The organism is Candidatus Francisella endociliophora, from assembly GCF_000764555.1.
GTDB classification, from domain to species: Bacteria; Pseudomonadota; Gammaproteobacteria; order Francisellales; family Francisellaceae; genus Francisella; species Francisella endociliophora.
On sequence record NZ_CP009574.1, the window covers coordinates 1,736,143 to 1,760,891 of the forward strand.

A 24,749-nucleotide genomic window follows, 5' to 3' on the forward strand; every position below is an offset into this window, starting at 1 on the left:
ATGTTTATGATATTTTTATATTCTATTTTATTCTTACCATCCGTTACATTTGGGATATTAAATGCAGAAATATTTCCATGGGGGGTTATAGTATGTCTGTTGTTGAATGTTAGGTACGACTCGAAATCAATTTTAATTATTTTTTTGATGTTCATTTCAGCTATTTCATCACTGTTATTATTGCCTAGTAATTATTCTCATATAGAAGTTTTTAGATCTTTAGCAGCTTATCTAAACGCTTTGTTACCTTTTATCTTAGTTATTAACTTAGAGTCAAAGGAGTTGCAGAGATTAAGAAAGGTTATTTTATGGCTTTTTTATTTTCTAGTAACCCTAGGTTTTTTGCAATACTTTCATCTAATTAATTTCCTAGATCCTTTATTTAAATTTTTTATTCCTAGAGCATCAGCAGAATCATTAAGTTTTATGAACCGAGGAGCAACTTTACTCTCTAGTGAGCCTGCTAGGGCTGGTGTGGAGTTGATATTTATGTATGTCGTTGTTAGGTATACATCTATAAGAAAAACACTTATTAGTGATGCTTTGATGTTGATATATATCTTATTTATTATTCAGTCTGCAATGGCTTTAGGGTGTTATATGGTATTTCTTTTGATTATTTATAGACTTCGCCTAGTGTTGATCTTAGCTGTGATTTTATTGTTAATTACTCAAATTAATTTACATTCGGGTGGTAGAGCTATTGATTTGGTTTATAAAGTTATTGGTTCAAGTTCTATTTACGATTCCTTGTATATGGTTATGAATGTTTCAGGAGCAAGAGTTATTTCAATATACTCATCTTTTATTTATGGTATACATAATATTTTTGGCGGAGGCATAGGGTGCTGGAAGATTTCCTCTGTAGATGCATTAAATATGACAGGCTTTGATGTTGGCTCTATGCGTTATTTTCAGGTGCATGGAGCAGGTAGTGTTGTACCAGTTAGATCTAGTGGATTTTTTTCTAATTTGATGCTTGATGTGGGGTGGCTAGGAGTGTTGATGTTTTCATTTTATCTTTATGATAAATTAAAAGTGTATTGGAAGAATGGTACTGAATCAAGGAATTTGATATTATATTTTATATTTAATGTATGTGTAATAGGGTCGGTCGGAGATCCAACTCCTTGGATTGTAATAGCTTTAATGCTAAGGATATTTGATTATGGAAGAAATAAAGTTTAGCGTATGCATTTGCGTTTATGATGGAGATGTGGCATCTAATTTTAAGGAAGCTTTAGATAGTTTAATAAATCAAGAAGCAGCTCCTAATGAAGTTGTCATAGTCATAGATGGACCTGTTTCTATAGATATTGTTAGAGTTATAGATGGGTATAAGGTTAGACTTTCACAAACCCAACTTAGTTTACAGACTTATTATATTAAAGATAATGTTGGTCATGGAGAGGCTAGAAGGGTTGCGCTAGGTATTGCTAAATATCCAATAGTAGCCCTTATGGATGCTGATGATATTTCTAGACCTTATAGGTTTAGAAAACAGTTGCAAGTATTTAAAGATAGAAATGATATTAGTGTTGTTGGAGGGCAGATATTAGAGATTGATCATATAACTTTAACACCACTATTTATGCGCAATGTTCCAGAAAAAAATTGTGATATCAAGGAATATATGAGAACGAGATGCCCATTAAATCAAATGACAGTAATGTTTAAAAAAGATGATGTTAATAGAGTCGGAGGTTACAGAGACTTCTATCATAATGAAGATTATTATCTTTGGGTAAGAATGGCTATTGCTGGATGTAAGTTTTATAATATTCCGGATGTTTTGGTAGATGTGAGAGTCGATGATAATTTTTATAGTAGGAGGGGAGGGTTGAAATATTTTTTTAGTGAGTGTAGACTGCAAAAAATAATGTATAAAGGTGGATTAATTAGATTGCATACTCTTACATTTAATATTGTAGTAAGGTTTTTTTTGCAACTTGTTTTTCCTACCAGTTTTAGAGCATTGATTTTTAAGTATTTTTTTAGGAAGGAAGGTGTTTAAGTGAGTAAGAAAATAGTAGGGTATACTACAGGCGTATATGATATGTTTCATGTGGGTCATTTACATTTATTGAAAAGGGCTAAAAACCACTGCGATTATCTAATTGTTGGAGTAAGTACAGATGATCTTGTAATGGAATATAAGAAAAAACTTCCAATAATTCCATTTGAGCATAGATTAGAAATAATTTCTTCTTTAAAATTTGTTGATGAAGTTGTAGCTGTTTCTCATAGAGATAAAGAGAAAGCTTATTTAGACGTAGGGTACGATGTTTTGTTTGTAGGAGATGATTGGAAGGGATCTCAAATATTTAATAATTTAGAGAGGTTTTTGAAAAAAAATGGTGCTCGTATTGAATATTTTCCCTATACACAAGATGTTTCATCAACTAAGTTTACAGATATTCTTACAGCTATCTCAAGCGAAAATTTTGGATCATAAAGATGTTTATTTATAGTTACTGGAGAGAACTTTGTAAAACTATATCATTAAACTGTAAGACTATTCACGCTAGGGATATACTAAATACTAGTGATGATAAGTGGGTTTTAGTTAAACATGACGTAGAAACTAATGTTTTTAAAGCATTAGAACTAGCTAAAATAGAAAAAGAATATGGTATAAAAGCTACATATTATGTTCAAGCTGATTTAGTAGAGCCAAATCATGAATGTTTGCAAGAGATTCAGAAGTTAGGGCATGAAATAGCATATCATTATGATGTTATGGACGCTAATAAGGGATCTTTTCATCTAGCTAAGTTAGATTTTTGTAATAATTTAGAAACATTCAGAAAGTATGGGTTTGATATAAAAACTGTGTGTCCCCATGGCAATCCTGCAATATTGAGGAATGGTTGGAATTCTAATAAGGATTTTTTTAGGAATGATCATATTAGTAAGTATTTTCCTGATATTTTAGATATTGTTGTTCATTTGCCATCTAAATTAGATAGTTCATATACATATATATCAGATGCGGGATTTGGATGGAAGAAAATAGTTAATATTAGCGATAATGATATTAGTAACAAGGGAGATATCCATCTAAAATCTAATTGTGAACTAAAAAAGATAATATGTTCAGATTCAAGAGTCATCTTGAGTACTCATCCACATAGATGGTATAGAAATAAGTTTAAGTTTTTACTAAATGTTTGTTTTTTTAAGTTTATAAAGACTTTAGCAAGAATTATGCTTAAAACACCTGTCTTAAAAAAAATTGTTTCTAAGTATTATTATTTATCTAGAAGGATATAAAGTTTGAATAATTTTAATAATAAAGAATTGCAGTCTAAAATATTAGAAATAGTTGTTTATTTTGATAACTTTTGTAAGCAAAATAATATCCGTTATTACTTAATGGGGGGGACTGCTTTAGGAGCTGTTAGACATAAAGGCTTTATTCCTTGGGATGATGACTTTGATGTTTTCTTAGACTTCGAAAATTATCAGAAATTACAGCATGTAGTTAAAGAAAATTTAGATAGAGATAAGTTTTACTTTCAAGAAGAAAATACAGATGAATGGCCTATGTATTTTAGTAAACTTAGGCTTAATGGTACAACATATATAGAAAAAGATGTTCTCTATAAGGATATGCATCATGGTATATATATTGATATAATGTGTTTGAATAATGTATCACCAAATTATTTTGTTAGATATTTGCAATATTTGTCAGCTAGAGTGTTAAATGCAAAGGCTTTGTATAGTAAAGGATATATAACGACTAGTGTTATCAAAAAAATTGCAATGAGAACACTATCATACTTTGTATCTAGAAAAACTGGAAGTATGCTGCTTAATTTTGTAAGGTCATTTAATGCTAAAGATACAGGAATGGTTGGTCACCTTTTTGGAAGAGCTAGGTTTAAAAAAACATCTTTTCCAGCTAGTTATTTAGGAGATCCGATATACACTAAGTTTGAGAACTTAGATTTACCAATCCCCCAAAATGCTCATGGATACTTAAAGCTGCGATATGGCGATGATTATATGAAGATGCCAAGTGAAGAGGTTAAAATGAGTTATCCATCACATGCATATATAGTTGATATAACAAAGTCTTATGAGAGTTATATGGATAAAAAGTAAATAGGAAGAAAAATGATGAAGAAGCACTGCTTAGTGCTTTAATATAACAATATTGGGTTGAATTATGAAAAAAATAGCATTGATAACAGGTATTACAGGTCAAGATGGATCATATCTTGCTGAGTTTCTTTTAAAAAAAGGTTATGAGGTTCATGGAATTAAAAGAAGAACATCACTATTTAACACAGATAGAATAGATCATCTTTATCAAGACCCACATACTAAGAATTTAAATTTTATACTTCATTATGGAGATATGACGGATTCAATGAATCTAACAAGGATTATTGCAGATGTTAAGCCAGATGAGATATATAATCTGGCTGCAATGAGTCATGTACATGTAAGCTTTGAGATGCCTGAATATGTTGCTAATGCGGATGGAACAGGGACTTTAAGAATACTTGAGGCTGTTAGGCTGTTAGGGCTTGAGAAGAAAACAAAAATATATCAAGCTAGTACCTCTGAATTGTATGGTAAGGTTCAAGAGATACCACAAAGTGAAACTACGCCATTTTATCCAAGATCGCCATATGCTGTTGCAAAGATGTATGCATATTGGATAACGGTTAACTATCGTGAAGCTTATGGTATATATGCATGTAATGGGATTTTGTTTAACCATGAGTCTCCAGTAAGAGGAGAGACTTTTGTAACACGTAAGATTACTAGAGCGGCATCTAAAATTGCTTTAAATTTACAAGAGAAAGTATATTTAGGAAACCTTGATGCTAAAAGAGACTGGGGTCATGCAAAAGATTATGTCAGAATGATGTGGATGATTTTACAGGCGGATCAGCCAGAAGATTGGGTAATTGCTACAGGTCAGACAACTACAGTTAGAGATTTCGTAAAGCTATCATTTGAATATACAGGCATTCATTTACAGTTTAAAAATGAAGGAGTCGATGAAGTTGGGGTTATTGAATCTATAGATGAAAATAGGACAAAGGAACTAAGTCTTGATCTTAATCACTTATCAATAGGGCAAGAGTTAGTTTGTGTTGATCCAAGATATTTTAGACCTACGGAAGTTGATTTACTAATTGGTGATCCTACGAAAGCAGAGCAAAAGTTAGGTTGGAATAGGGAGTATAATCTTAAGGATCTTGTAAATGATATGATGGCTTCAGATTTGAAAATGATGACTAAAGATGTATATCTTAAAGATGGTGGCTATCAGATTATGAGTTATTACGAGTAATAGAGATTATTATGAAAAAAATTTTAATAACAGGATCTTCAGGTATGGTTGGGCGAAACATACTTGAGTTTGATAAAGCAAGAGAATATGAAATTCTTAGTCCTTCGAGTAAAGAGCTTAATCTTTTAGATATACAAAGTGTAGATTCATATATAAAAAACAACAAACCTGATATTGTAATTCATTGTGCTGGAATTGTTGGAGGTATTCAGGCAAATATAGATAACCCTGTTAAATTTCTCTCGAAGAATACTTTGGTGGGACATAATATTATAATGTCAGCTTTTGAAAATGGAGTGAAAAAATTTCTTAATATGGGGAGTTCATGCATGTACCCAAGGAATGCTAAAAACCCATTAAAAGAAGGTGAGATTTTAAAAGGTGAATTAGAGCCTACTAATGAGGGCTATGCTATTTCAAAAATATTCTCTACAAGGTTATGTGAATATGTAAATAAAGAAGATCCTGGTTGTAACTATAAAACTATTATTCCATGTAACTTATATGGTAAATATGATAGCTTTGGTGAGAATAAGTCTCATATGATTCCAGCTGTCATCAAAAAAATTCATAAGGCTAAAATTGAAAATTTAGATAGTATTGACATTTGGGGTGATGGTGAGGCTAGGCGAGAGTTTATGTTTGCTGAGGATTTAGCTAATTTCACATATTATGCCTTAGAAAATATCCAAAGAATGCCTCAGAATATAAATGTAGGTTTAGGATTTGATTTTACAATAAATGAGTATTATAAGACGATAGCTAAGGTACTGGACTATAATGCTGAGTTTAAACATGATCTGTCTAAACCAGTCGGTATGAAACAGAAATTGATAGATGATAGTTTACTAACAGATTTTGGTTGGAAACATAAGACACCTTTAGAAGAAGGTATTAAAAAGACATATGAGTATTATTTGAAAGAGGTTCTGAATGATTAAGAGATATCCATTAGCAACATCTACATGGGATGATAAAGAGATTGAAGCTATTAATAATGTTATCAAAAAAGACATGTATAGTATGAGTGATTATGTTGCTCAATTTGAAGCTGATTTTTGTAAATACGTAGGTAGTAAATATGCTGTAATGGTTAGCTCAGGTTCAGCAGCTAATCTTATTACGACAGCTGCACTATTTTATACCAAAAATCCGATGCTTAAAAGGGGTGATGAAGTTATTGTGCCAGCAGTTTCATGGTCGACAACTTATTCGCCTTTGCAACAGTATGGATTAAAGCTTAAGTTTGTGGATATAGATCTTGAGACTTTAAATTATGATTTAAAAGCACTTGAATCAGCGGTATCAGATAAAACCAAAATGATTATGGTAGTAAACTTATTGGGTAATCCTAATGATTTTAATGCTATAGAGAAAATAATAGGCGATAGAGATATCTTTTATATAGAAGATAACTGTGAGTCTATGGGTGCTGAGTATAAAAATAAGCAAGCAGGGACTTTTGGAGTTATGGGAACGTTTTCTACGTTTTTCTCACATCATATGGCGACCATGGAAGGTGGTTTTGTTGTTACAGATAATGAAGAGTTATACCATATTCTTCTTTCATTGAGAGCTCATGGTTGGACTAGAAACCTTCCTAAAGAGAATTTGATTTGCAAAAAAAGTGATGATTGGTTTGAAGAGTCATTTAGATTTATTTTACCTGGTTATAATGTGAGACCTGTCGAAATGAGTGGAGCTATAGGTATAGAGCAATTAAAAAAACTTCCTGGATTCTTAGAACAGCGAAGAAAAAATGCAAAGCTTTTTGTGGAGCTATTTAAAAATCATAAAGATTTTATCATTCAAAAAGATATTGATAACAGCTCTTGGTTTGGTTTTTCATTTATAATTCGACCAGAGTCTAATTTATGTAGAAAAGATATAGTTAAAAAGCTTCAAGAAAAAGGTATTGAATGTAGACCTATAGTTACAGGGAATTTTGCTAGAAATGAAGTTCTTAAATATTTTGATTATGAAATACATAATGAATTGAAGAATGCTGATTATTTACATGATAATGGTTTTTTTGTGGGGAATAGTCAGGTTTGCTTAAAAGATGAGATTAATACTTTATTAGTTGTGTTAGATGGTTTATAAACTTATTCTCTTGGAGAGAAAGTTATGAATTTTTCATCAAGCTATCGAGAAAGCACAGCAAAAAGTTTTTGAGAATGATTCTTTAGTTACTTTTGGAATTACTCCAAATTGTGCCCATGAGGGGTATGGTTATATTAAGCAAGGTAGTGAGACCAATATAAAGGGTACTTATAAAGTAGAAAGTTTTGTTGAAAACCCAATGCTAGCATCGCACAACAGTATTTAGATAGTGGTGACTATAGTTGAGATAGTCGCATGTTTATGTTCACAGCTAAAGCCTTATCTACAAGCCCTAGAAAAGTTACAGTCAGTTATTTATAAAAACTTATCAAAAGTCACAATATTATTTGGATTTTGTCCGCTTTGATAAACAAAGTTTTTCAACAGTTGAGTCGCAATCAATTGACTATACTATCATGGAGAAGGCTCATAATGTTGTAATGGTGCCAATGCAAGAAAGCTGTTGGTTTGATGTTGGCTAATGGGACTCTTTGTATAATATATCATCAAAGGATGATTATGGTAATGTGGTTCTAGGTGATGTGATTACTAGTAGTGTGAAAAAGTTATTTACGCTCACAGGATCGTTTATTAGCGGCTATTGGTGTCGAGGATCTAATCGTCGTAGAAACAGCAGATGCTATATTAGTAGCAGATAAAAATAAAACTCAAGATGTTAAAAAGGTAGTTGAGTCTTTGAAAACTAGTGATTGAAATGAACTTTTAAGGCATAAGCAGATTTATCAACCGTGGGGGTCTTCAACAGTCCTAGAGGATAAACTTGGTTATAAGATAAATGCAATCCATTTAGAGCCTAGTAAAAAACTCTCATTACAAAAACACTATCATCGTAGTGAACATTGGATTGTAATATCTGGGACAGCAACGATAACAATAGGTGATACAAAATCTATACTTAGACCAAATGAATCTGTATATATAAAGATTGGCGAGGCGCATAGATTAGAGAATAATGGGAAAATTCCTGTTGTGCTTATAGAAGCTCAAGTTGGCGAGTATATAAGTGAGGATGATATCGTGAGGATTGATAACTGCTAATAGGTAAAACTAAAATATGCTTCAAAAATTATTTTGAGTTTCAAAGTAGTGCTTGAGTAATAGCTTGATTAAGCTAATGCTAGATTCCATGGTCAAGCTTGGTGGAATGACGCACTACTTTTCTTAATGTTTTACTTAGGCGTGAATCAATTTCATTAGCTTTATTGTTATAAGTTATACATATTGTAAAACTTTTAAGTATTTGTTTAGGGGCGGGGTAAATGAAAGAAGTTGTGATAAAAAATATAATCAAATCTAGTGGTGTCAGAGGGCTTGTATCAGCTATGACTGATAAAATTTGCTGGCTGTATACTAAACATTTATTCAGTTTCTAGAGCAAAAATATTCGATTGCTAAAGGCACAAAGGTTGCTATAGCACATGATCTGCGTGATAGTAGTCCTAGAATTACAAAAGCAGTTGTTAAAGCGGTTATGGATAGTGGTTATGAGCCTGTGTATTGTGGTCAGATACCATCACCAGCTGTGATGTTGTATGGTGTATCTAATCAGATACCATCAGTCATGGTCACGGGTAGCCATATCCCAGAAAGAAATGGTATTAAGTTTAATACTCCTTATGGTGAAGTTCTTAAGGAAGATGAAGAACTGATTATTAGCCAGACTGTTGCTATTGGTGATAATACTTTTGATGAAAATAATATGCTTTTGTAAGAGGTAGAGCTCCCTAAGGTCTCTAACCTGGCATATAAGCAATATGTAAATAGGTATTTAGATTTTTTCCTGCAAGGTTGCTTGTCAGGTAAGACTATAGGATTATATCAACACTCATCTGTAGGGCGAGAGATAATCAAAGAAATTTTAGAGAAGCTTGGAGCAAAAGTTATACTGCTGGGTTATTCTAAAAAATTTATATCGGTTGATACTGAAGCAATTCGCCAAGAGGATATTAAATTTGCAAAGCAGTGGGCAAGTGAGTATGAGATAGATAGTATAGTCTCAACTGATGGTGATGCAGATGGACCGTTGGTTAGTGATGAGTATGGTATTGGCTAAAGGGAGATATTTTGGGTGTTTTGACAGCGAAGTATTTAGGTGCGAAAAATGTTGTAACTTCCGTAAGTAGTAATACTACGGTTGAGAAAACTAATTACTTTATGGATGTAACCAGAACGAAAATAGGCCCTCCCTATGTAATTGCTGCAATGAATGAGCTACTTTCTAGTAATCAGGAAGCTGTTGCTGGGGATGAGGCAAATGGTGGATTTCTTTTAGCTAGTGATATATCTAGAGATGATAAAACTCTAAAAGCGTTAGCTACAAGAGGTGCTGTAATTCCAATGCTTGCGGTAATGATGTTATCTATCAACTCTAATAAAAAAGTTTCTGAACTTTTACAAGATCTACCGTCGTGCTATACTTCCAGTAGTAGGATTGATGATTTTGCTACTGAGAAAAGCCAAGAGATATTAAAATCAATATTAAATGGCGAGTTGAAGCTTCTAGATCAAATGATATCTGAGCATTTTGATGATAAAACGATATTAAACATATAGACGCCACAGATGATGCTAGAGTAACTCTAAAAGATCAAGATGTTGTTCATCTAAGACCTTCAGGTAATGCTCTGAAGTTTGTTATACAGAAGCGACTAGTGAAAATAATGCTAAAGAGCTAAACAAGTGTTGTGTGAATCTGATTAATAATATTAATAATTGAGGACTTTTGATTTTAATTCAGAATATTAGTTTCTGTTTTTGTGGAAATATTTATATGAGAAATTTTGTAGATATAATAAATTTAGAGCTTAAATAGCACCTCTTTTCATAGTCTCAAAAAACTCTTCATTAGTTAATGATCCTTTCATTTTTTCTGTAAGGAATTCCATAGCCTGTACATCTTCCATACTACCAAGAATCTTACGCAACACCCATAGTTTTTGAAGCTCTTCTGAAGTTGTAAGAAGCTCTTCTCTACGTGTACCAGATCTGTCGAAGCTAATAGCAGGGAACACACGGCGCTCAGCAATCTTACGATCAAGATGAAGTTCCATGTTACCAGTACCTTTAAACTCCTCAAAGATAACTTCATCCATTTTAGAGCCTGTTTCTACAAGAGCTGTTGCAATGATTGTCAGACTACCACCTTCAGCAGTATTACGAGCAGCACCAAAGAATCGTTTAGGTTTTTGAAGAGCATTTGCCTCAACACCACCAGATAGTACACGACCTGAGGCTGGAGATACTGTGTTGTATGCACGAGCTAGTCTTGTGATTGAATCTAGTAGAATAACTACATCCTGCTTATGTTCAACAAGTCTTTTAGCCTTTTCGATTACAATCTCAGCTAGTTGAACATGGCGAGCAGCTGGTTCATCAAAAGTAGATGCTACAACTTCACCACGCACAGAGCGTTGCATTTCTGTAACTTCCTCTGGACGCTCATCGATTAGTAACATAATTAGATTACACTCTGGATGGTTTTTAGCAATTGATGTTGCAATATTTTGCATCATAATTGTTTTACCTGTTTTTGGAGGTGCAACGATCAAACCACGTTGACCTTTACCAAATGGGGCTGCTAGATCTATAACTCTAGCTGTAATGTCCTCATTTGAGCCATTACCTATTTCCATGGTTAGCCTTTCTTTAGCATACTCAGGAGTTAGATTTTCAAATAAGATTTTCTTTCTAGCTAGTTCTGGAGAATCAAAGTTAACACTGTCAATATGCTTAACTGCAAAGTATTTCTCATTATCACGAGGAGGGCGAATCTTCCCAACGATGCTATCACCAGTTCTTAGGTTTAGTTTTCTAATAAAAGCAGGTGAAACATAAATATCATCGGGAGATGCAAAGTATGAGCTATCAGAAGACCTTAAGAAACCATAACCATCTTGTAAAACTTCTAAAATGCCTTCGCCGTAAATATCTTCACCTTTATCAGCATGATATTTTAAGATTGAGAAAATAAGCTCTTGCTTTCTTGCACGAAGTGATTCAAGGTCTAGACTTTGAGCTATGTCCATTAGCTCATTAACAGATTTATACTTTAATTCATTTAAATTCATTAGTGTTCTCTTATAAAGATATGTTGATATAACTAATTATAGATATTTATCTACGATTGAGATTAATTGAGACTTTTGTACTACACCGACTTTAGTTTCTTTGTTTTCACCATCTTTAAAAACCATAATTGTAGGCACGCCACGTACACCAAACTTTTGTGCAACTTCTTCATTATCATCAATATTAAGCTTACAAATTTTTACTTGGTCATCGTAGTGATTAGCTACTTGCTCAAGTATTGGTGAAAGCATTTTACAAGGACCACACCAAGGTGCCCAAAAGTCTAATACTACTGGAATATTGCTATTTAGTACTTCAGCTTCGAACTGGCTATCTGATATATCGATACATTTTGACATGCTTTGATTTTTCCTTTAAGTTTTGATTTTTTAAAACTGAATGGGCAGGCTTTTCTGCCTCTATTTGATAATTTTAAGAAGTTAAACTAATTGTTAATTATTATAAACAAAAAAACTTCTTAGACAAATTTTTTTAGCTATTTTAGATATATTTTTTTATAATGGGAGTTAGTTTAAAAAAGAAGATTTGTTTATATGTCAAAGATAGTTGCAACGGTAGATCTTGGGTCAAATAGTTTTCACATGCTAATAAGTGAAATTAAGCCTGATGGGGAGGTTGTAACATTATCAAAGCAAAAACAAAAAGTTCAGCTTAGAGCTGGTTTAAATAATAATCTAACAATAAGTAAAGATGTTCAAGAAAAAGCTATACAGTGTTTAGAGTTTTTTGCAAAAGAAATAGATAAGTATCATGTTGAATATGTAAAAGCTGTTGGGACATATACACTCAGGAAAGCTAAGAATCATATCAAAAGCTTTAAAAAGAAGTTAGACAAGGCACTTGGAACTAAAATTAAGATTATTTCAGGTCCAGAAGAAGCTCGCCTTGTTTATGTTGGGGCTAGAGATAATCATGATATTAAGAAAAAAACATTAGTTATAGATATTGGTGGAGGTTCTACGGAGTTTGTAATTGGCAGAGGCGATAAAATACTTGTTGCTCGTAGTTTAGATATGGGTTGTGTTGGTATGCAAAAAGATTGTTTTAAAAATGAGAAACTTGATTTTGCAAATTTTCATGCTGCGGCTTCTAAAGCAAAGCAGGTTCTTGAGCCTATATTATCTAAATATAAGAAAATAGGTTGGAATAATGTATTAGGATCTTCTGGAACTATTATCTCAGTTAATAATATATGTCAGAGACTCACTGGTCGAAGTACTATAACTAAAGAATTTTTGAATGATTTGATAACCATGATGATGGATAAGCGAGAAGTTGAGCATATTCGTTTTGAAGGCTTAAGAGAAGATAGAGAGAGTGTTTTAGCTGGTGGTGTGGCAATTTTGTATGCGATATTTGACTGTCTTGGAATTTCTGAGATGAAACTATCAAATGGCGCTGTGCGTGAAGGTATGCTTTATGAGCTTGTTAAAAGTAAGTATAAGATAACAATTCAATGAAATATATTCCATTAGCTGCTAGAGTAAGACCTAAAAAGGTTGATGATATAATAGGTCAAGAACATCTCCTATCAGGAAATGGCGCTTTAAAAAGAATAATAGCTAGTGATGGTATTTGCTCTATGGTTTTATGTGGTAAGCCAGGAGTTGGTAAAACTACACTGGCACGAATTATAGCGGGTTCTAAAGATTTAGAGTTTTTTGAGCTATCAGCAGTAGATTCTGGTGTTAAAGAAGTTAAAAAACTGATTGTGGATAATCAACATTTAGATAGTTTTGTATTGTTTTTAGATGAGATTCATCGCTTTAATAAATCACAACAAGATTTGCTTTTACCGTATGTTGAATCTGGAAAGATTGTTTTGATTGGAGCTACGACTGAAAACCCGACATATTATTTGAATAATGCCTTAGTTTCACGTCTTTTCGTTTTAAGACTTAAAAGGTTAAGTATTACTGGAACTAGAGTTTTAATTCAAAGAGCTTTATTGCAAGATGAAATTCTAGCAAAATATACTTTTGAAATAGAAGATGGCTTATATAGTGCTATTCATAATTATAGTGAAGGCGATTGTCGTAAGATTTTAAATCTTCTTGAAAGAATGTTTTTGATAAGTGATAAAGAAGATAATATTATCCTGAATAAGGATCTGTTTGATCAAGCTGTAGGTGAAGCATCTCGAGATTTTCATCGTGAGGGTAAAGAATTCTATGAGCAACTTTCAGCTTTTCATAAATCTGTTAGAGGAACAGATCCTGATGCAGCTATTTTTTGGTTAAGTGTGATGCTAGATAATGGTGTTGATCCTTTGGTTATCGCTAGAAGAATGCTGTGTATAGCATCAGAAGATATTGGCAATGCTGATCCACAAGCTTTAAGAGTTGCGATAGATGCTTGGAATGCTTATGAGAAGTTAGGCCTTCCAGAGGGGAGATTAGTACTATCACAAGCAGCTATTTATTTGACAGTAGCTCCAAAAAGTAATGCTTGCTATAGTGCTTTAGCAGAAGCACAGCAGGTAGCTAAGAATATTGGCCATATAGAGGTTCCACAACATCTAAAAAATTATAAAGATAGTAATTATTTATATCCGCATAATTATCCAAATTCATATGTGAATCAGCAATACTTACCTGATAATTTAAAACAAAGATTTTATAATCCTAGTGGATCTGGTTTTGAAAGTAAGATTAAAGTAAAGCTTGATAGTATTTCTAAAATAAGAAGTAATAATTAATCTATTAAAATTTGATATTTGTATGTTATAATCTTTGGAATTAAATTATATCTAATAAAATATAACTAGGTTTTAAAATAGCTATGGCACTAGAAAATTTACTACATCCTACTAATATAAAAATTGATGACTATGCTAAAAATGCTACCAAGTTTTCTTTTGAAGCACTTGAGAGAGGTGTTGGTTATACTCTTGGCTATGCACTAAAGCAAACTATGCTTTATTCTGTAAGTGGTGCATGTATTACTAGTATTAAAATTAATGATGGAAAAGTTGCATCTTTAGAGGATGTAATTCCATGTGACGAAACAGTCGCTGATATTATTTTAAATGTTAAAGCACTTCCTGTAACTTTGGCAGAAGGTGTTGAGACAGGAACTATTACTTTTGAACTTTCTGGTTCTGAAGAAGAAATATTTTCTGAAGAGGCAAAACTTTCTGAAGGTTTAGAAATTACTGAAGAAGTGTTTATTTGTAGCTATAATGGCGGCAAAAAATTAAAAATAGAAGCTAAAGTAGAAAAAGGTACTGGTTATAGACAAACTGTTGAAAACTTTAAAGATGGTGAGTTTTTGCTAGATGCCACTTTCTCTCCAGTTACTTTCTGTGAGTTTGAGATTAAAGATGCTCGTGTAGGTAGAAGAACTGACCTTGATCAGCTTCGTCTAGATATCAAAACAAATGGAAATGTTACTTGTGAAGAGGCTCTTAGACTAGCAGCAACTAAGATTCAGAATCAATTAAGAAATATAGTAGATGTTGAAGAAATCAATAAAGGCATATTTGTTGAAGATCCAACTAAAGATATTGATCCTATTTTATTGAAGCATGTTGAAGAGTTGAATTTAACAGCTAGATCTTCTAACTGTCTAAAAGCAGTAAATATCAGATTTATTGGTGAGCTTGTTCAAAAAACTGAAAACGAACTTCTGAAAGCACCAAACTTTGGTAAAAAATCATTAACAGAAATCAAAGACAAGCTTTCTGAGCTTGGATTATCTTTAGGTACAGCTATCGACAATTGGCCTGAAGATCTATAGAATATATCTACTCTTGCCGGAGTGGTGAAATTGGTAGACGCGCCGGATTCAAAATCCGGTTCTGGCAACAGAGTGCCGGTTCGAGTCCGGCCTCCGGCACCATCTAATTTTTTAAAAACCCTACATTTTCAGAAGTTTAATTCCTTAAGGTCAAGAACTTAAAAAAGATGAAATAAAATCATTTTAACATTGTTATGGCTGTAATAATGATAATTATGAGAATTGATTTTATTAATATTACTTCTCTGCATTTTAAAATAAGTTATAGATATTTCTTAGTTTTCTAAGGAGTACAGTTATTTATTTTAGAAGAATACAGAGATTATTTTGAGGTGTTTTGTTTTGCTTCCGTAGCCTTTAAAACTCTATCAGAATATATTAGAGAAGCAGCATTTTATCTAATAACCCACTTTGCTAGAAGTTGTTTTATTTTTTCTTTGCTTTGATATGAATAACAGATGTTGGGTTATGTAATATCTTACCGGTTCTTATACCTTTGATTGTACCTATAGCAGCTATAGTCCATGCACAGATTAGGAATGCAAATGAACCTATTGCAGCCCATTGGAAAAATGGCAGGTGAGTATGTAATGCTAACTGCGTTGTTCCTGTTACACATGTACCAACAGGGAATGTAAATGCCCACCAAGTTAGTGCGAATGGCATTTTTCTTCGAAGTGCTCTTAAAGTAAGTAAAGAGGCAATGAAGAACCATAACATAGCAAACCCCCAAACAGGTACACCATAAAGAATTGCCATTACATTCATACCTGTTGCTATTGGTTCACTAACAGTAAACAAAGCTGCGGTACCTAAAGCACCAGCGGCTGTAATTGATTGACCTAAAGGACCTAAAACAATCCATAATGTTGGAACTCGTGCACTACCTGATGTACCAGAATGAGATAAACGACTCCAGATTAGAGTTATAATTATAAGTGAAGCTACTAAACTAAGACCAAAACAAGCATACATACCATAAAGTAGGGTTTGCTGTGCATCACCATTTTCCATGTATTTAAGGAACATTGAACCAATAGTTGCCGATACCATTGGTGGAACAACTGGCATCAACCAGCCACCAAATGCAGCATCTTCATGAACTTCATTATAAGTAAATAAACGATATGGAATGATAACTGCAGTAACAATACCACTAATAGTACCAATCCAAAAAAGTGGCCATGCTATATTAAGCGCTAATTCTTGACCAAAAAGAGCTGGCCCTAGTAATAATGTTCCACCAGCAACAGTTAGAAATGCCATAGGAGGTGCACCAAAAAATTGAGACATTATTGGATCATTAAATTGGCGTTTAATAATGTGAGGTTTTTTTATTGTTTGATAACCTTTAAATATAGTCATGAAGATAAGCATCGCAAATGCAATCAGCCAAACAACTGTTGCAAACCCTGTTAAATTTTTACCAATATATGGTAAGCCAACAGCAGCATTTGCAATAATGCCGGTACCCATTACAGAGGCGAACCAATTTGGCCCCATTTCTTTTTGTAATTCAACTTGTTGATTCATGTATATAATTCTCCTAACATTAATTGAACTTAGTTAATTCTTGATTTAATAATTATCGTGATAATTACTTTTGATAATCAAAATAGCCTAGTGATCTAGATTTCAAAAAACTCTTTTTAATAAAGTACTGAATAGAGATATGATTATAGCCATAAGCATATGAGATTACAATGAAATGAAATTCTAATTAAGTCTTGTTTTAATGAATTTATATTATAACTATTATAAGTATAATTGATTTGAACCTGTTATAGCTTATTGAGAATTTGGTATAATATACAAAATTATTTTAAAAAAATATAAAGCCGTTTATGATTATAGATTCACATTGCCATCTTAACTATTTAAAGCTTGAAGATACAACATTAGAACAGATCATTAAAAATGCAAAAAATGTTGGTGTTGATAAGATTGTATCAATTGCAGTGGTTTGGGATGAAATAGCTGGTATTCAAAAGACAGCAGAAGAATTTGAAGATGTTTTCTTTTCTGTAGGTGTACATCCAAGCGAATTGGATACACATCAGCCAAGCGTTGATGAGATTATCGAAAGATCTAATCATAGCAAATGTGTTGCTATCGGGGAGACAGGGCTAGATTATTATTATAATGGTGACGAGACAAAAAAGGCTCAAAAGATCAAGTTTGTAAATCATATGCAAGCTGCTAACGAAGTTAATAAGCCCGTTATCATACATACTCGTGCAGCCAAGCAAGATACTTTAGATATCTTAAAATCTGAAAATGTTGAAGGTTGTGGTGGTATACTGCATTGTTTTACAGAGGATTATGATATGGCTAAGCAAGCTCTAGATATGGGAATGTGTATATCATTTTCTGGTATTCTTACTTTTAAAAATGCTAAAGATATCCAAGAAACTGCTAAAAAATTACCACTTGATAGAATTCTTATTGAAACAGATGCTCCGTATCTGACACCAGTACCATTTAGAGGTAAACCAAATTATCCAGAATATGTCAAATATGTGGCTCAATTTTTAGCTAATTTGAAAGGTATCTCCTATGATGAAGTTGCAAAACAAACCTATCAAAATACTTGTGATGTTTTCAAAATATAGTTTTCATTATGGCTGATAAAGTGAATGTCTTTGATATAGTTCCTAAATCTTCTGATGAGGAAATATTTACTGATTTATTGAAAAAAGATAACCTCCAGATAGAAAAAATTATCTCTTATGGTCAAGTTACTCCAATAGATCAACCATATATTCAAGATCATAATGAATGGGTTCTTATCTTAAAAGGTAGGGCAAAAGTAAAATTAGAAGATAATGGGTATACTTTAGAAGAAGGAGAATATCTGTATATTCCTAAAAACATGAAACATTGGGTTACTTATACATCTAATCCAACTATATGGTTAGCTATTCATTTCAAGGATTAAAATTTAGATGCAACATTTTTTTTCTGAGCATTTTTATATTTTATGTGTATTTATTATATCAATGGGATTTTTAGCAAGTTTTATTGATGCAATTGCAGGTGGTGGTGGTCTTATTAGTATTCCAGCCTTGAGTATGACAGGTTTACCAATAGTGATGGTTCTTGGGACAAATAAGTTCCAAGCAAGTATAGGCACAGCTATGGCTGTATTGAAATATTATAAGAATGGTTTGATAAATATTAGAACTGTTTATCGTGGCTTGATTGCTGGATTTGTCGGAGCTTGCTTAGGTACTACTCTAACTTTGGTTATCCATAATGATTTTATGAGTAGTACTGTGCCAATACTTTTACTAGTTGTTTTTGTTTTTAGCATTTTTAATAAAAATCTTGGTATAAATGTTGGTAAAAAAAGAATGTCTGAGATGGCTTTCTTTACAATATTTGGTTTTGTATTAGGAGCTTATGATGGATTTTTTGGTCCTGGAACAGGCAATTTTTGGATTATTGCGATTGTGTACTTTCTTGGTTATACATTCTTACAAGCTTCAGGTTATGCAAAAGTTTTAAATCTAAAAAGTAATGTGTTTTCTCTTGCTGTATTTGCAATATCAGGACAAGTTAATTTAACTTTTGGGTTACTTATGGCTATTGGTAGTTTTTTTGGTGGGGTAGTAGGCTCACGAATGGTTATATTAAAAGGCTCAAAACTAGTTAGGCCAATATTTATAGTAATTGTTGGTGTGAGTGTTCTAGTCATGATAAAAAGTAGCTACTTTTCTTAAGTTTATATATAAATAAAACTTAATGTTTCTAAACTTTTACAATGGTATAATGTTCATCATATTTTTATCAATAAGTTAATTTATTATGGATAATCAAAAAGCATTAGAAATAAAAAATCTTACCAAAGTTTATAAAGGTGGGTTAAAAGCAGTAGATGATATTAGTCTTGATGTGCAAAAAGGTGACTTTTTTGCTCTTTTAGGACCAAATGGGGCTGGTAAATCAACAACTCTTGGTATGATTTCTTCACTTGTAAATAAAACATCAGGGCAAATAAAGATCTTTGGGTATGATATAGAAACAGATTATATCCAAGCTAGAAAATACCTGGGTGTAATGGCTCAAGAGATAAATCTTAATATCTTTGAGAAGCCTATGGATATATTGATTACACAGGCTGGATTTTTTGGGATATCTAAGAAAGAAGCTATACCTTATGCAGAAGAGCTTCTTAAAAAGGTTGATCTTTATGATAAAAGAAATACACAGGTTAGATTCTTATCTGGTGGTATGAAAAGAAGGCTAATGGTAGTTCGTGCGCTTATTCATAAGCCAAAGCTTCTTATATTAGATGAGCCAACGGCGGGAGTTGATGTTGAGCTTAGAAATTCTCTTTGGGATATGATAGCAGAGTTTCATAAAGAGGGTCTGACTGTGATTTTGACTACGCATTATCTTGAAGAGGCGGAGTCTATGTGTAATCGTATTGCACTTATCCATAAAGGTAAAGTGCATGTGAATACAGATATGAAGACATTTTTAAAGTCAGCAGATAAACATACTTATGTCTTTGATCTAAAAGAGAAGTGTGACAAAGAAATATCTCTAAGCCTTGGAGCTGTTAAAAAAGTTGATGATTATACTATTGAAGTAGAAGTTTCTAAGGGTGTTGTGCTAAATGAAATATTTGCAGAGTTAACAACTAAGTGTAATTTGGATGTATTAGGTGTGCGTTCAAAAGAGGCTAAGTTAGAGAAATTATTTATTGAAGTAGCAAGAAATAAATAGGTAGGTTTATGAGTTTAAGAGATTTTTGGATAACATATATAACGATTTTTAATCGCGAATGTAAACGAGTTTTTAGAATTTGGCCACAAAGTTTATTACCATCAGTAATAACGACAATTTTATACTTTCTAATTTTTGGTAAAGTTGTGGGTTCTCGAATAGGAGAAATGTCAGAAGGTTTTACTTACATGCAATATATTACGCCTGGTTTGATTATTATGTCTGTAATAATTAATTCATATAGTAATGTAGTAAGCTCTTTCTTTGGAATTCGTTTTAGTAAAGCTATAGAAGAGCTTTTGGTTTCACCTGTGAGTAATCATGTTATAGTTCTAGGATATATTTCTGGTGGAATATTTAGGGGCTTTATAGTTGGTATTTTAGTTAGTGTAGCAGCCTTTTTATTGGGGGGATTTGCAACTATACATAATGTGGCTTTAGTATTAGCTGGCTTTATATTTTGTGGTGCATTATTCTCTCTTGGAGGACTTATTAATGCTATATTCTCACAGAAGTTTGATGATACAACTATATTTCCAACATTTATATTAACACCTCTTATTTACTTAGGTGGAGTGTTTTATGATATAAATAATTTAACAGGTTTTTGGCACTTTATATCTGCTTGTAATCCATTATTTTATATTGTTGATTTTGTTAGATTTGGATTTTTAGGAGTATCTACAGTTAATCCATATTTTGCATTTGCTGCGATAATATTGTTTACGTTTATGCTATATTATCTAAGTTGGTATTTACTAAATAAAGGTATTAGACTTAAAGCTTAGATAGAAATTTATTTATTTTTTTCTGAAGTATGAACTTCTCTTATTATATATAAAGGTCGATGTTTTGTTTCTATAAATATACGTCCAATATAGCTCCCTAGCATTCCAATTCCAATCATTTGTAGACCACTGAAAAATAAGATAAATGTTACTAATGATGGGTAGCCTGGCACATTTACGCCAAATATCAAGGATTTAAGCACTATTATTGAACCATAAATAAAGCTAATAAGAGCAATTATTACACCAAGATATGACCAGATTTCTAGAGGAGCTTTGCTAAAACTTGTAATTCCATCTATAGAAAATTTGAAAAGTTTCCAATAATTCCATTTTGTTTCACCAGCAACTCTTTCTTCTCTTGCATGATATACAAGCTTTTCTTTAAAACCTATCCATGTAAGAAGACCTTTATTGAAACGAACTTTTTCCTTTAACTCTAGAAAAGCATTTATAGCGGTTCTATTAAGTAGTCTATAATCCCCCGCATTAGGAGTTAGCTTTGTATCACTAATATTATTCATAAGCTTATAGAAAAGACCTGCTGAATGTTTTTTTGTAGATGTATCAGAGTCTCTATTTTCTCTAACTGCTGTAACAACTTCATAGCCATTTAACCAGTGATCAACCATCTCTAAAATAAGTTCAGGAGGATCTTGTAAGTCTGCATCTATAGATATAGCTGCATCGCCTTTGCAGTTGGCAAAACCAGCAAAAAGAGCAGCTTCTTTACCAAAGTTTCGTGATAAATCAACGGCAACTATTTCAGGAATTTCTTTTTGTTTTTGTAGAAGAAGTTCTAAGGTATTATCTGAGCTACCATCATTTATAAAAACAAGTTCATATTTAGTAGGTAGTTTTTTTAAAATAGGCATTAATCTTTCAAAAAGATGTTTTAAACCATCAGACTCATCCTTTACAGGGATTATTATACTTGTTAGTTTGCTGCTATTATCCATACTAGAGAGTTCAGCTTTGGGATTAATGTATATTTTAGAGAGATATTGGGCATAGAGCAACTAGATTATCTTTTGATAAGTTAATATTAGTGGTGATATTGTTGATAAATATAAATTATCTTTTGTTATACTTATCATAATAATTTTTTAAATAAGAGTATTATGTTTGTATATAAAAAGATAGCAATTATCGGTAAGCATTATAATATTGAAGTTGCCGAAACAGTTACTCAGATATATAAGCTATTATCTAAATATACAGCAGAAGTTTATGTTGAGGAGGAGTCAGCTCAGGATCTATCTATAAAAAATATAAAAACAAAATCATTTCAAGAAATATCACAATACTGTGATATGGCTATAATTGTTGGCGGAGATGGAAATTTTCTTAAAGCGGCGAGATTGCTAGCATTGTATAGCGATATTCATATTGTTGGTGTTAACAAAGGAAAGCTTGGCTTTTTAACAACAATAAAATCAGATAAAAGAATACTTAAAAAATCGTTGCTTAGCATATTAAAAGGAAATAATAAGCTATCAAATATGTCGATGATAAAATGTAAAATTGATGATAAAACTCGTTATCCACTAGAAACATCTATAGCATTAAATGAGATTGCGATTACATCATCAAGAGGTCTAATGTTTGGATTAAAAGTTTATATTGATGGTCGATATGCTTTTGATCAGAGAGGTGATGGGTTGATAATCTCAACACCAACAGGCTCAACTGCACATGCAATGTCAGCAGGTGGACCTATTTTATGTCATAATCATAATAGTATTGAATTGGTTGCTATTTGTTCTCACTCGTTAACTAGTCGTCCTTTAGTTATTTCAGATAATAGTGAAATTGATATTCATATCACAAACTATAATGATCCTGAGCCTGTTCTTAGTATTGATGGGCGACATGATACTATATTAAAAGCAGGTCAAAAGATTAGTATTAAGAAAGCTAAAAAGAGTGTTAAAGTGTTGCACCCTGAGGATTATAATTACTATGATACTCTAAGAGAGAAGTTGGGTTGGGGTAAGGTTTTATTTTAGAAATATAAAATTTGAAGAATATTTATATTTTAAACAATGACAAACCTATGTGTTGCAGAGTATGATTTTCCGCCGGCTGTAAAAGAGATTTTCACATTTGCTGTTCCTGCGACTGCACATTGTAAACTTGCTAGCCCAGAGTTAAAACTAGCGTTTGTCACAACCTCTGATGTCGTTTGCCATGTGCCATTTTGACCTATTGTATGGATTGTGCCAGAAGCATCAATAGGTTGACATGCATTGCTAACATCTGTAAATTGAGTTGTAACTTCAGTAGGGCTAGATCCATCTTGATTTTCAAACCCAGGGATATCTTCCTGGTTAATTCCAAGCCATACTCTTCCTGCTAAGGCTGGAACTTCAATTGTAACTTTTTTAAGTTTTGATTGTAACAAATTATCATCATCATTAGAGCATCCTGACAATAAAGTCCCAGCTGCTAAAGCAGCAGTCAATAAAATTGCTGTTTTTTTCATATGTTCTCCGTATTATTTTAAATCGATAAATTAAGTTTAGAGGCTTGTAATTATAAATTCAATCATTAAGTTAATATTTCTAGAAGTTCAAATGTTATTATGATTATAAAGCTTGTTATAAAAATACCTGAAACAAATTCAATCTTTTTGATATTTCTAAAAAATAACTGTCGAAGTTTATTGTTTCCAAAAAAGATCGCCACAATGCAAAACCATGCTAAAGTTGTTGCTGCAATCGCTATCCATGTTATGAAAACCCAAATGCTAGATAGCTCATCAACTAAGCTAAGCATTGAACTGAAGAATACTAAGACTTTTGCATTGGCAAGATTAGTAAATGTACCATTCAAAAAGAGTTTAATATTTGAAGGCCTATCAAAGTTGTTAAGGTTCTTTATATGTTCACTTCCATTAGAGTTAAGCTCTTTTGAGGCAAAAACATCTTTAAAGAGATTAAATGCTATATATGTTAAATAACCAACGCCAGCAAGTATTAAGATTTTAAATAGTATTGGCTGCTTGTATAACAAAAATGAGCCAAACCAATAAACAATAAACGTATTTAAAAGTATTCCACAAGCTATTCCAAGTGCTGTATATATTCCATATTTGTGTCCAAACTTGATGGAGTTACTGATCGTTACAAAGAAGTCTGGCCCCGGTAATATTAGGCAGCTACACTGTAAAGCTAGAATAGTTAAAAAGATTAGCACAGATAGACTCTTATTTTTATTTGACTTGATATAGAATAGTATTAATAAAATTACAATAAATCTAGAAAAATGTGTGACAAACCTAAAGAAAATTTGCGACAAATAAAAAGTTTTGTGCAAAGGGCTGGTCGAGTGACTAAGAAGCAACAACAGGCTTTTGATAATTATGCTGAAAAATATTTAATAGAATACAATAAAGATAGACAGTTAAACCTTGCAGAAATATTCGCTAATGATAATCCAGTTATCTTAGAAATTGGATTTGGTATGGGAGGATCATTAGTACAAATGGCTATAGAGAATCCAGAAAAGAATTATCTTGGAATTGAAGTTCATAAAGCAGGAGTTGGAAATATTTTATATGAGATAGAGCATCAAAAAATAGCAAACCTTTTGGTAATGAGTTATGATGCGATAGAGATACTAGATAATATGATTGCTGATGAAACGCTTTCTGGGATGCAAATATATTTTCCAGATCCATGGCATAAGAAAAAGCATAATAAGCGTAGAATTGTGAATCAAGAAAATATAAATCTTTTTGCGAAGAAGTTGAAATTTAAAGGTGTATTGCATTATGCAAGTGATTGGTTGACTTATGCTGAAGATGTTTTGGAGCTTCTTGAAAATGATAACAAGTATAAAAATTTATATGATAGTTTTGCTCCAAGATCAAAGTGGAGACCTCTAACAAAATTTGAGAAGAGAGGGCAAAATTTAGAACATCCGATATCAGATATACTATTTGAGAGAGTTTAAGGATTAAC

General features: G+C 32.2%; 24 protein-coding genes, 1 tRNA gene and 2 pseudogenes. 21 read left to right on the forward strand and 6 right to left on the reverse strand.

The features are described from left to right. Positions 1–6: 6 nt before the first annotated feature. The 10 genes and pseudogenes from QI37_RS08525 (at position 7) to QI37_RS08565 (ending at position 10,154) form a co-directional block, all read left to right on the forward strand. Positions 7–1,188, forward strand: coding sequence for a hypothetical protein (locus tag QI37_RS08525; RefSeq protein WP_144242726.1), 1,182 nt, complete (start codon positions 7–9; stop codon positions 1,186–1,188). Beyond that, entirely contained in the window at positions 1,169–2,014 is an 846-nt protein-coding gene (locus QI37_RS08530) for a glycosyltransferase (RefSeq protein WP_040010386.1), read from the forward strand. Before QI37_RS08525 ends, QI37_RS08530 begins: the two co-directional genes overlap by 20 nt. Next, positions 2,015–2,455, forward strand: a complete 441-nt coding sequence (locus QI37_RS08535) for an FAD synthase family protein (RefSeq protein WP_040010387.1) — start codon at positions 2,015–2,017, stop codon at positions 2,453–2,455. Positions 2,456–2,457: 2 nt separating this feature from the next. Next, positions 2,458–3,273 (forward strand): polysaccharide deacetylase family protein, encoded by an 816-nt coding sequence (locus tag QI37_RS08540; protein WP_040010388.1) that lies wholly within the window; start codon positions 2,458–2,460, stop codon positions 3,271–3,273. 3 nt (positions 3,274–3,276) lie between these two features. Next, positions 3,277–4,110 (forward strand): LicD family protein, encoded by an 834-nt coding sequence (locus QI37_RS08545; RefSeq protein ID WP_040010389.1) that lies wholly within the window; start codon positions 3,277–3,279, stop codon positions 4,108–4,110. A gap of 64 nt (positions 4,111–4,174) precedes the next feature. Beyond that, entirely contained in the window at positions 4,175–5,314 is a 1,140-nt protein-coding gene (gene gmd / locus QI37_RS08550; protein ID WP_040010390.1) for a GDP-mannose 4,6-dehydratase, read from the forward strand. Between the two features lie 11 nt (positions 5,315–5,325). Beyond that, entirely contained in the window at positions 5,326–6,255 is a 930-nt protein-coding gene (locus tag QI37_RS08555; RefSeq protein ID WP_040010391.1) for a GDP-L-fucose synthase family protein, read from the forward strand. Continuing rightward, positions 6,248–7,417 (forward strand): DegT/DnrJ/EryC1/StrS family aminotransferase, encoded by a 1,170-nt coding sequence (locus tag QI37_RS08560; RefSeq protein WP_040010392.1) that lies wholly within the window; start codon positions 6,248–6,250, stop codon positions 7,415–7,417. Before QI37_RS08555 ends, QI37_RS08560 begins: the two co-directional genes overlap by 8 nt. A 28-nt stretch (positions 7,418–7,445) precedes the next feature. Next, positions 7,446–8,476, forward strand: a pseudogene (locus QI37_RS10395) (mannose-1-phosphate guanylyltransferase/mannose-6-phosphate isomerase); the annotation flags it as partial. Positions 8,477–8,697: 221 nt separating this feature from the next. Continuing rightward, a pseudogene (locus QI37_RS08565) lies at positions 8,698–10,154 on the forward strand (phosphomannomutase). An 88-nt stretch (positions 10,155–10,242) separates the two neighbouring features. On the opposite strand, the gene rho reads toward QI37_RS08565, so the two are convergent. Together rho and trxA are read right to left on the reverse strand one after the other, a co-directional pair. Next, positions 10,243–11,505, reverse strand: coding sequence for a transcription termination factor Rho (gene rho, locus QI37_RS08570; RefSeq protein ID WP_040010393.1), 1,263 nt, complete (start codon positions 11,503–11,505; stop codon positions 10,243–10,245). 36 nt (positions 11,506–11,541) lie between these two features. Next, complete coding sequence (trxA, locus tag QI37_RS08575) at positions 11,542–11,865, reverse strand: thioredoxin (RefSeq protein WP_040010394.1); 324 nt, start codon at positions 11,863–11,865, stop codon at positions 11,542–11,544. Between the two features lie 195 nt (positions 11,866–12,060). On the opposite strand from trxA, the gene QI37_RS08580 reads away from it, so the two are divergent. The 4 genes from QI37_RS08580 (at position 12,061) to QI37_RS08595 (ending at position 15,367) form a co-directional block, all read left to right on the forward strand. Continuing rightward, complete coding sequence (locus tag QI37_RS08580) at positions 12,061–12,987, forward strand: Ppx/GppA phosphatase family protein (protein ID WP_040010395.1); 927 nt, start codon at positions 12,061–12,063, stop codon at positions 12,985–12,987. Beyond that, positions 12,984–14,225 (forward strand): replication-associated recombination protein A, encoded by a 1,242-nt coding sequence (locus tag QI37_RS08585; RefSeq protein ID WP_040010396.1) that lies wholly within the window; start codon positions 12,984–12,986, stop codon positions 14,223–14,225. The genes QI37_RS08580 and QI37_RS08585 overlap by 4 nt, the downstream gene beginning before the upstream one ends. An 83-nt stretch (positions 14,226–14,308) precedes the next feature. Next, positions 14,309–15,265, forward strand: coding sequence for a DNA-directed RNA polymerase subunit alpha (locus QI37_RS08590; RefSeq protein ID WP_040010397.1), 957 nt, complete (start codon positions 14,309–14,311; stop codon positions 15,263–15,265). A 15-nt stretch (positions 15,266–15,280) separates the two neighbouring features. Then, positions 15,281–15,367 (forward strand) — tRNA-Leu (locus QI37_RS08595). Between the two features lie 324 nt (positions 15,368–15,691). Here QI37_RS08595 and QI37_RS08600 read toward each other — a convergent pair. Next, complete coding sequence (locus QI37_RS08600; RefSeq protein WP_040010398.1) at positions 15,692–16,798, reverse strand: TDT family transporter; 1,107 nt, start codon at positions 16,796–16,798, stop codon at positions 15,692–15,694. A gap of 311 nt (positions 16,799–17,109) precedes the next feature. Here QI37_RS08600 and QI37_RS08605 point away from each other — a divergent pair, with 311 nt between their 5' ends. The 5 genes from QI37_RS08605 to QI37_RS08625 all read left to right on the forward strand — a co-directional run bounded on the left by QI37_RS08605 (position 17,110) and on the right by QI37_RS08625 (position 20,784). Next, positions 17,110–17,877 (forward strand): TatD family hydrolase, encoded by a 768-nt coding sequence (locus QI37_RS08605; RefSeq protein ID WP_040010399.1) that lies wholly within the window; start codon positions 17,110–17,112, stop codon positions 17,875–17,877. 8 nt (positions 17,878–17,885) lie between these two features. Beyond that, the gene (locus QI37_RS08610; RefSeq protein ID WP_040010400.1) at positions 17,886–18,203 is read left to right on the forward strand and encodes a cupin domain-containing protein; all 318 of its coding nucleotides are present in this window, start codon (positions 17,886–17,888) and stop codon (positions 18,201–18,203) included. Positions 18,204–18,210: 7 nt separating this feature from the next. Further along, positions 18,211–18,987 (forward strand): TSUP family transporter, encoded by a 777-nt coding sequence (locus QI37_RS08615; protein ID WP_040010401.1) that lies wholly within the window; start codon positions 18,211–18,213, stop codon positions 18,985–18,987. An 85-nt stretch (positions 18,988–19,072) separates the two neighbouring features. Next, positions 19,073–19,996 carry an ABC transporter ATP-binding protein gene (locus tag QI37_RS08620; protein WP_040010402.1) on the forward strand — a complete coding sequence of 308 codons (924 nt, stop codon included), beginning with the start codon at positions 19,073–19,075 and terminating at the stop codon, positions 19,994–19,996. Positions 19,997–20,004: 8 nt separating this feature from the next. After that, on the forward strand, positions 20,005–20,784 hold the full coding sequence (locus tag QI37_RS08625; RefSeq protein WP_040010403.1) for an ABC transporter permease: 780 nt from the start codon (positions 20,005–20,007) through the stop codon (positions 20,782–20,784). An 8-nt stretch (positions 20,785–20,792) separates the two neighbouring features. Here the strand turns inward: QI37_RS08625 and QI37_RS08630 are convergent, their stop codons facing one another. Further along, entirely contained in the window at positions 20,793–21,743 is a 951-nt protein-coding gene (locus tag QI37_RS08630) for a glycosyltransferase family 2 protein (RefSeq protein ID WP_040010404.1), read from the reverse strand. Between the two features lie 159 nt (positions 21,744–21,902). Between QI37_RS08630 and QI37_RS08635 the strand changes: the two genes are divergently transcribed. After that, the gene (locus tag QI37_RS08635; RefSeq protein WP_144242727.1) at positions 21,903–22,793 is read left to right on the forward strand and encodes an NAD(+)/NADH kinase; all 891 of its coding nucleotides are present in this window, start codon (positions 21,903–21,905) and stop codon (positions 22,791–22,793) included. A 29-nt stretch (positions 22,794–22,822) separates the two neighbouring features. Here QI37_RS08635 and QI37_RS08640 read toward each other — a convergent pair whose 3' ends face one another. Then, entirely contained in the window at positions 22,823–23,269 is a 447-nt protein-coding gene (locus tag QI37_RS08640) for a hypothetical protein (protein WP_040010406.1), read from the reverse strand. A 65-nt stretch (positions 23,270–23,334) separates the two neighbouring features. Then, positions 23,335–23,982: a LysE family translocator gene (locus tag QI37_RS08645; RefSeq protein WP_040010407.1), complete on the reverse strand. Its 648-nt coding sequence runs from the start codon at positions 23,980–23,982 to the stop codon at positions 23,335–23,337. A 69-nt stretch (positions 23,983–24,051) separates the two neighbouring features. Here QI37_RS08645 and trmB point away from each other — a divergent pair, with 69 nt between their 5' ends. Further along, positions 24,052–24,741, forward strand: a complete 690-nt coding sequence (gene trmB / locus QI37_RS08650) for a tRNA (guanosine(46)-N7)-methyltransferase TrmB (protein WP_040010408.1) — start codon at positions 24,052–24,054, stop codon at positions 24,739–24,741. Positions 24,742–24,749 lie beyond the last annotated feature (8 nt).

Bases quoted from the DNA above. Each gene is read 5' to 3' on its own strand.
- QI37_RS08640 (WP_040010406.1), bottom strand. From the start codon at position 23,269: ATGAAAAAAACAGCAATTTTATTGACTGCTGCTTTAGCAGCTGGGACT.
- QI37_RS08585 (WP_040010396.1), top strand. From the start codon at position 12,984: ATGAAATATATTCCATTAGCTGCTAGAGTAAGACCTAAAAAGGTTGAT.
- QI37_RS08630 (WP_040010404.1), bottom strand. From the start codon at position 21,743: ATGGATAATAGCAGCAAACTAACAAGTATAATAATCCCTGTAAAGGAT.
- QI37_RS08610 (WP_040010400.1), top strand. From the start codon at position 17,886: ATGGCTGATAAAGTGAATGTCTTTGATATAGTTCCTAAATCTTCTGAT.
- QI37_RS08580 (WP_040010395.1), top strand. From the start codon at position 12,061: ATGTCAAAGATAGTTGCAACGGTAGATCTTGGGTCAAATAGTTTTCAC.
- QI37_RS08620 (WP_040010402.1), top strand. From the start codon at position 19,073: ATGGATAATCAAAAAGCATTAGAAATAAAAAATCTTACCAAAGTTTAT.
- QI37_RS08540 (WP_040010388.1), top strand. From the start codon at position 2,458: ATGTTTATTTATAGTTACTGGAGAGAACTTTGTAAAACTATATCATTA.
- trxA (WP_040010394.1), bottom strand. From the start codon at position 11,865: ATGTCAAAATGTATCGATATATCAGATAGCCAGTTCGAAGCTGAAGTA.
- QI37_RS08525 (WP_144242726.1), top strand. From the start codon at position 7: ATGATATTTTTATATTCTATTTTATTCTTACCATCCGTTACATTTGGG.
- rho (WP_040010393.1), bottom strand. From the start codon at position 11,505: ATGAATTTAAATGAATTAAAGTATAAATCTGTTAATGAGCTAATGGAC.
- QI37_RS08605 (WP_040010399.1), top strand. From the start codon at position 17,110: ATGATTATAGATTCACATTGCCATCTTAACTATTTAAAGCTTGAAGAT.
- trmB (WP_040010408.1), top strand. From the start codon at position 24,052: ATGTGTGACAAACCTAAAGAAAATTTGCGACAAATAAAAAGTTTTGTG.
- QI37_RS08590 (WP_040010397.1), top strand. From the start codon at position 14,309: ATGGCACTAGAAAATTTACTACATCCTACTAATATAAAAATTGATGAC.
- QI37_RS08560 (WP_040010392.1), top strand. From the start codon at position 6,248: ATGATTAAGAGATATCCATTAGCAACATCTACATGGGATGATAAAGAG.
- gmd (WP_040010390.1), top strand. From the start codon at position 4,175: ATGAAAAAAATAGCATTGATAACAGGTATTACAGGTCAAGATGGATCA.
- QI37_RS08530 (WP_040010386.1), top strand. From the start codon at position 1,169: ATGGAAGAAATAAAGTTTAGCGTATGCATTTGCGTTTATGATGGAGAT.
- QI37_RS08555 (WP_040010391.1), top strand. From the start codon at position 5,326: ATGAAAAAAATTTTAATAACAGGATCTTCAGGTATGGTTGGGCGAAAC.
- QI37_RS08615 (WP_040010401.1), top strand. From the start codon at position 18,211: ATGCAACATTTTTTTTCTGAGCATTTTTATATTTTATGTGTATTTATT.
- QI37_RS08600 (WP_040010398.1), bottom strand. From the start codon at position 16,798: ATGAATCAACAAGTTGAATTACAAAAAGAAATGGGGCCAAATTGGTTC.
- QI37_RS08625 (WP_040010403.1), top strand. From the start codon at position 20,005: ATGAGTTTAAGAGATTTTTGGATAACATATATAACGATTTTTAATCGC.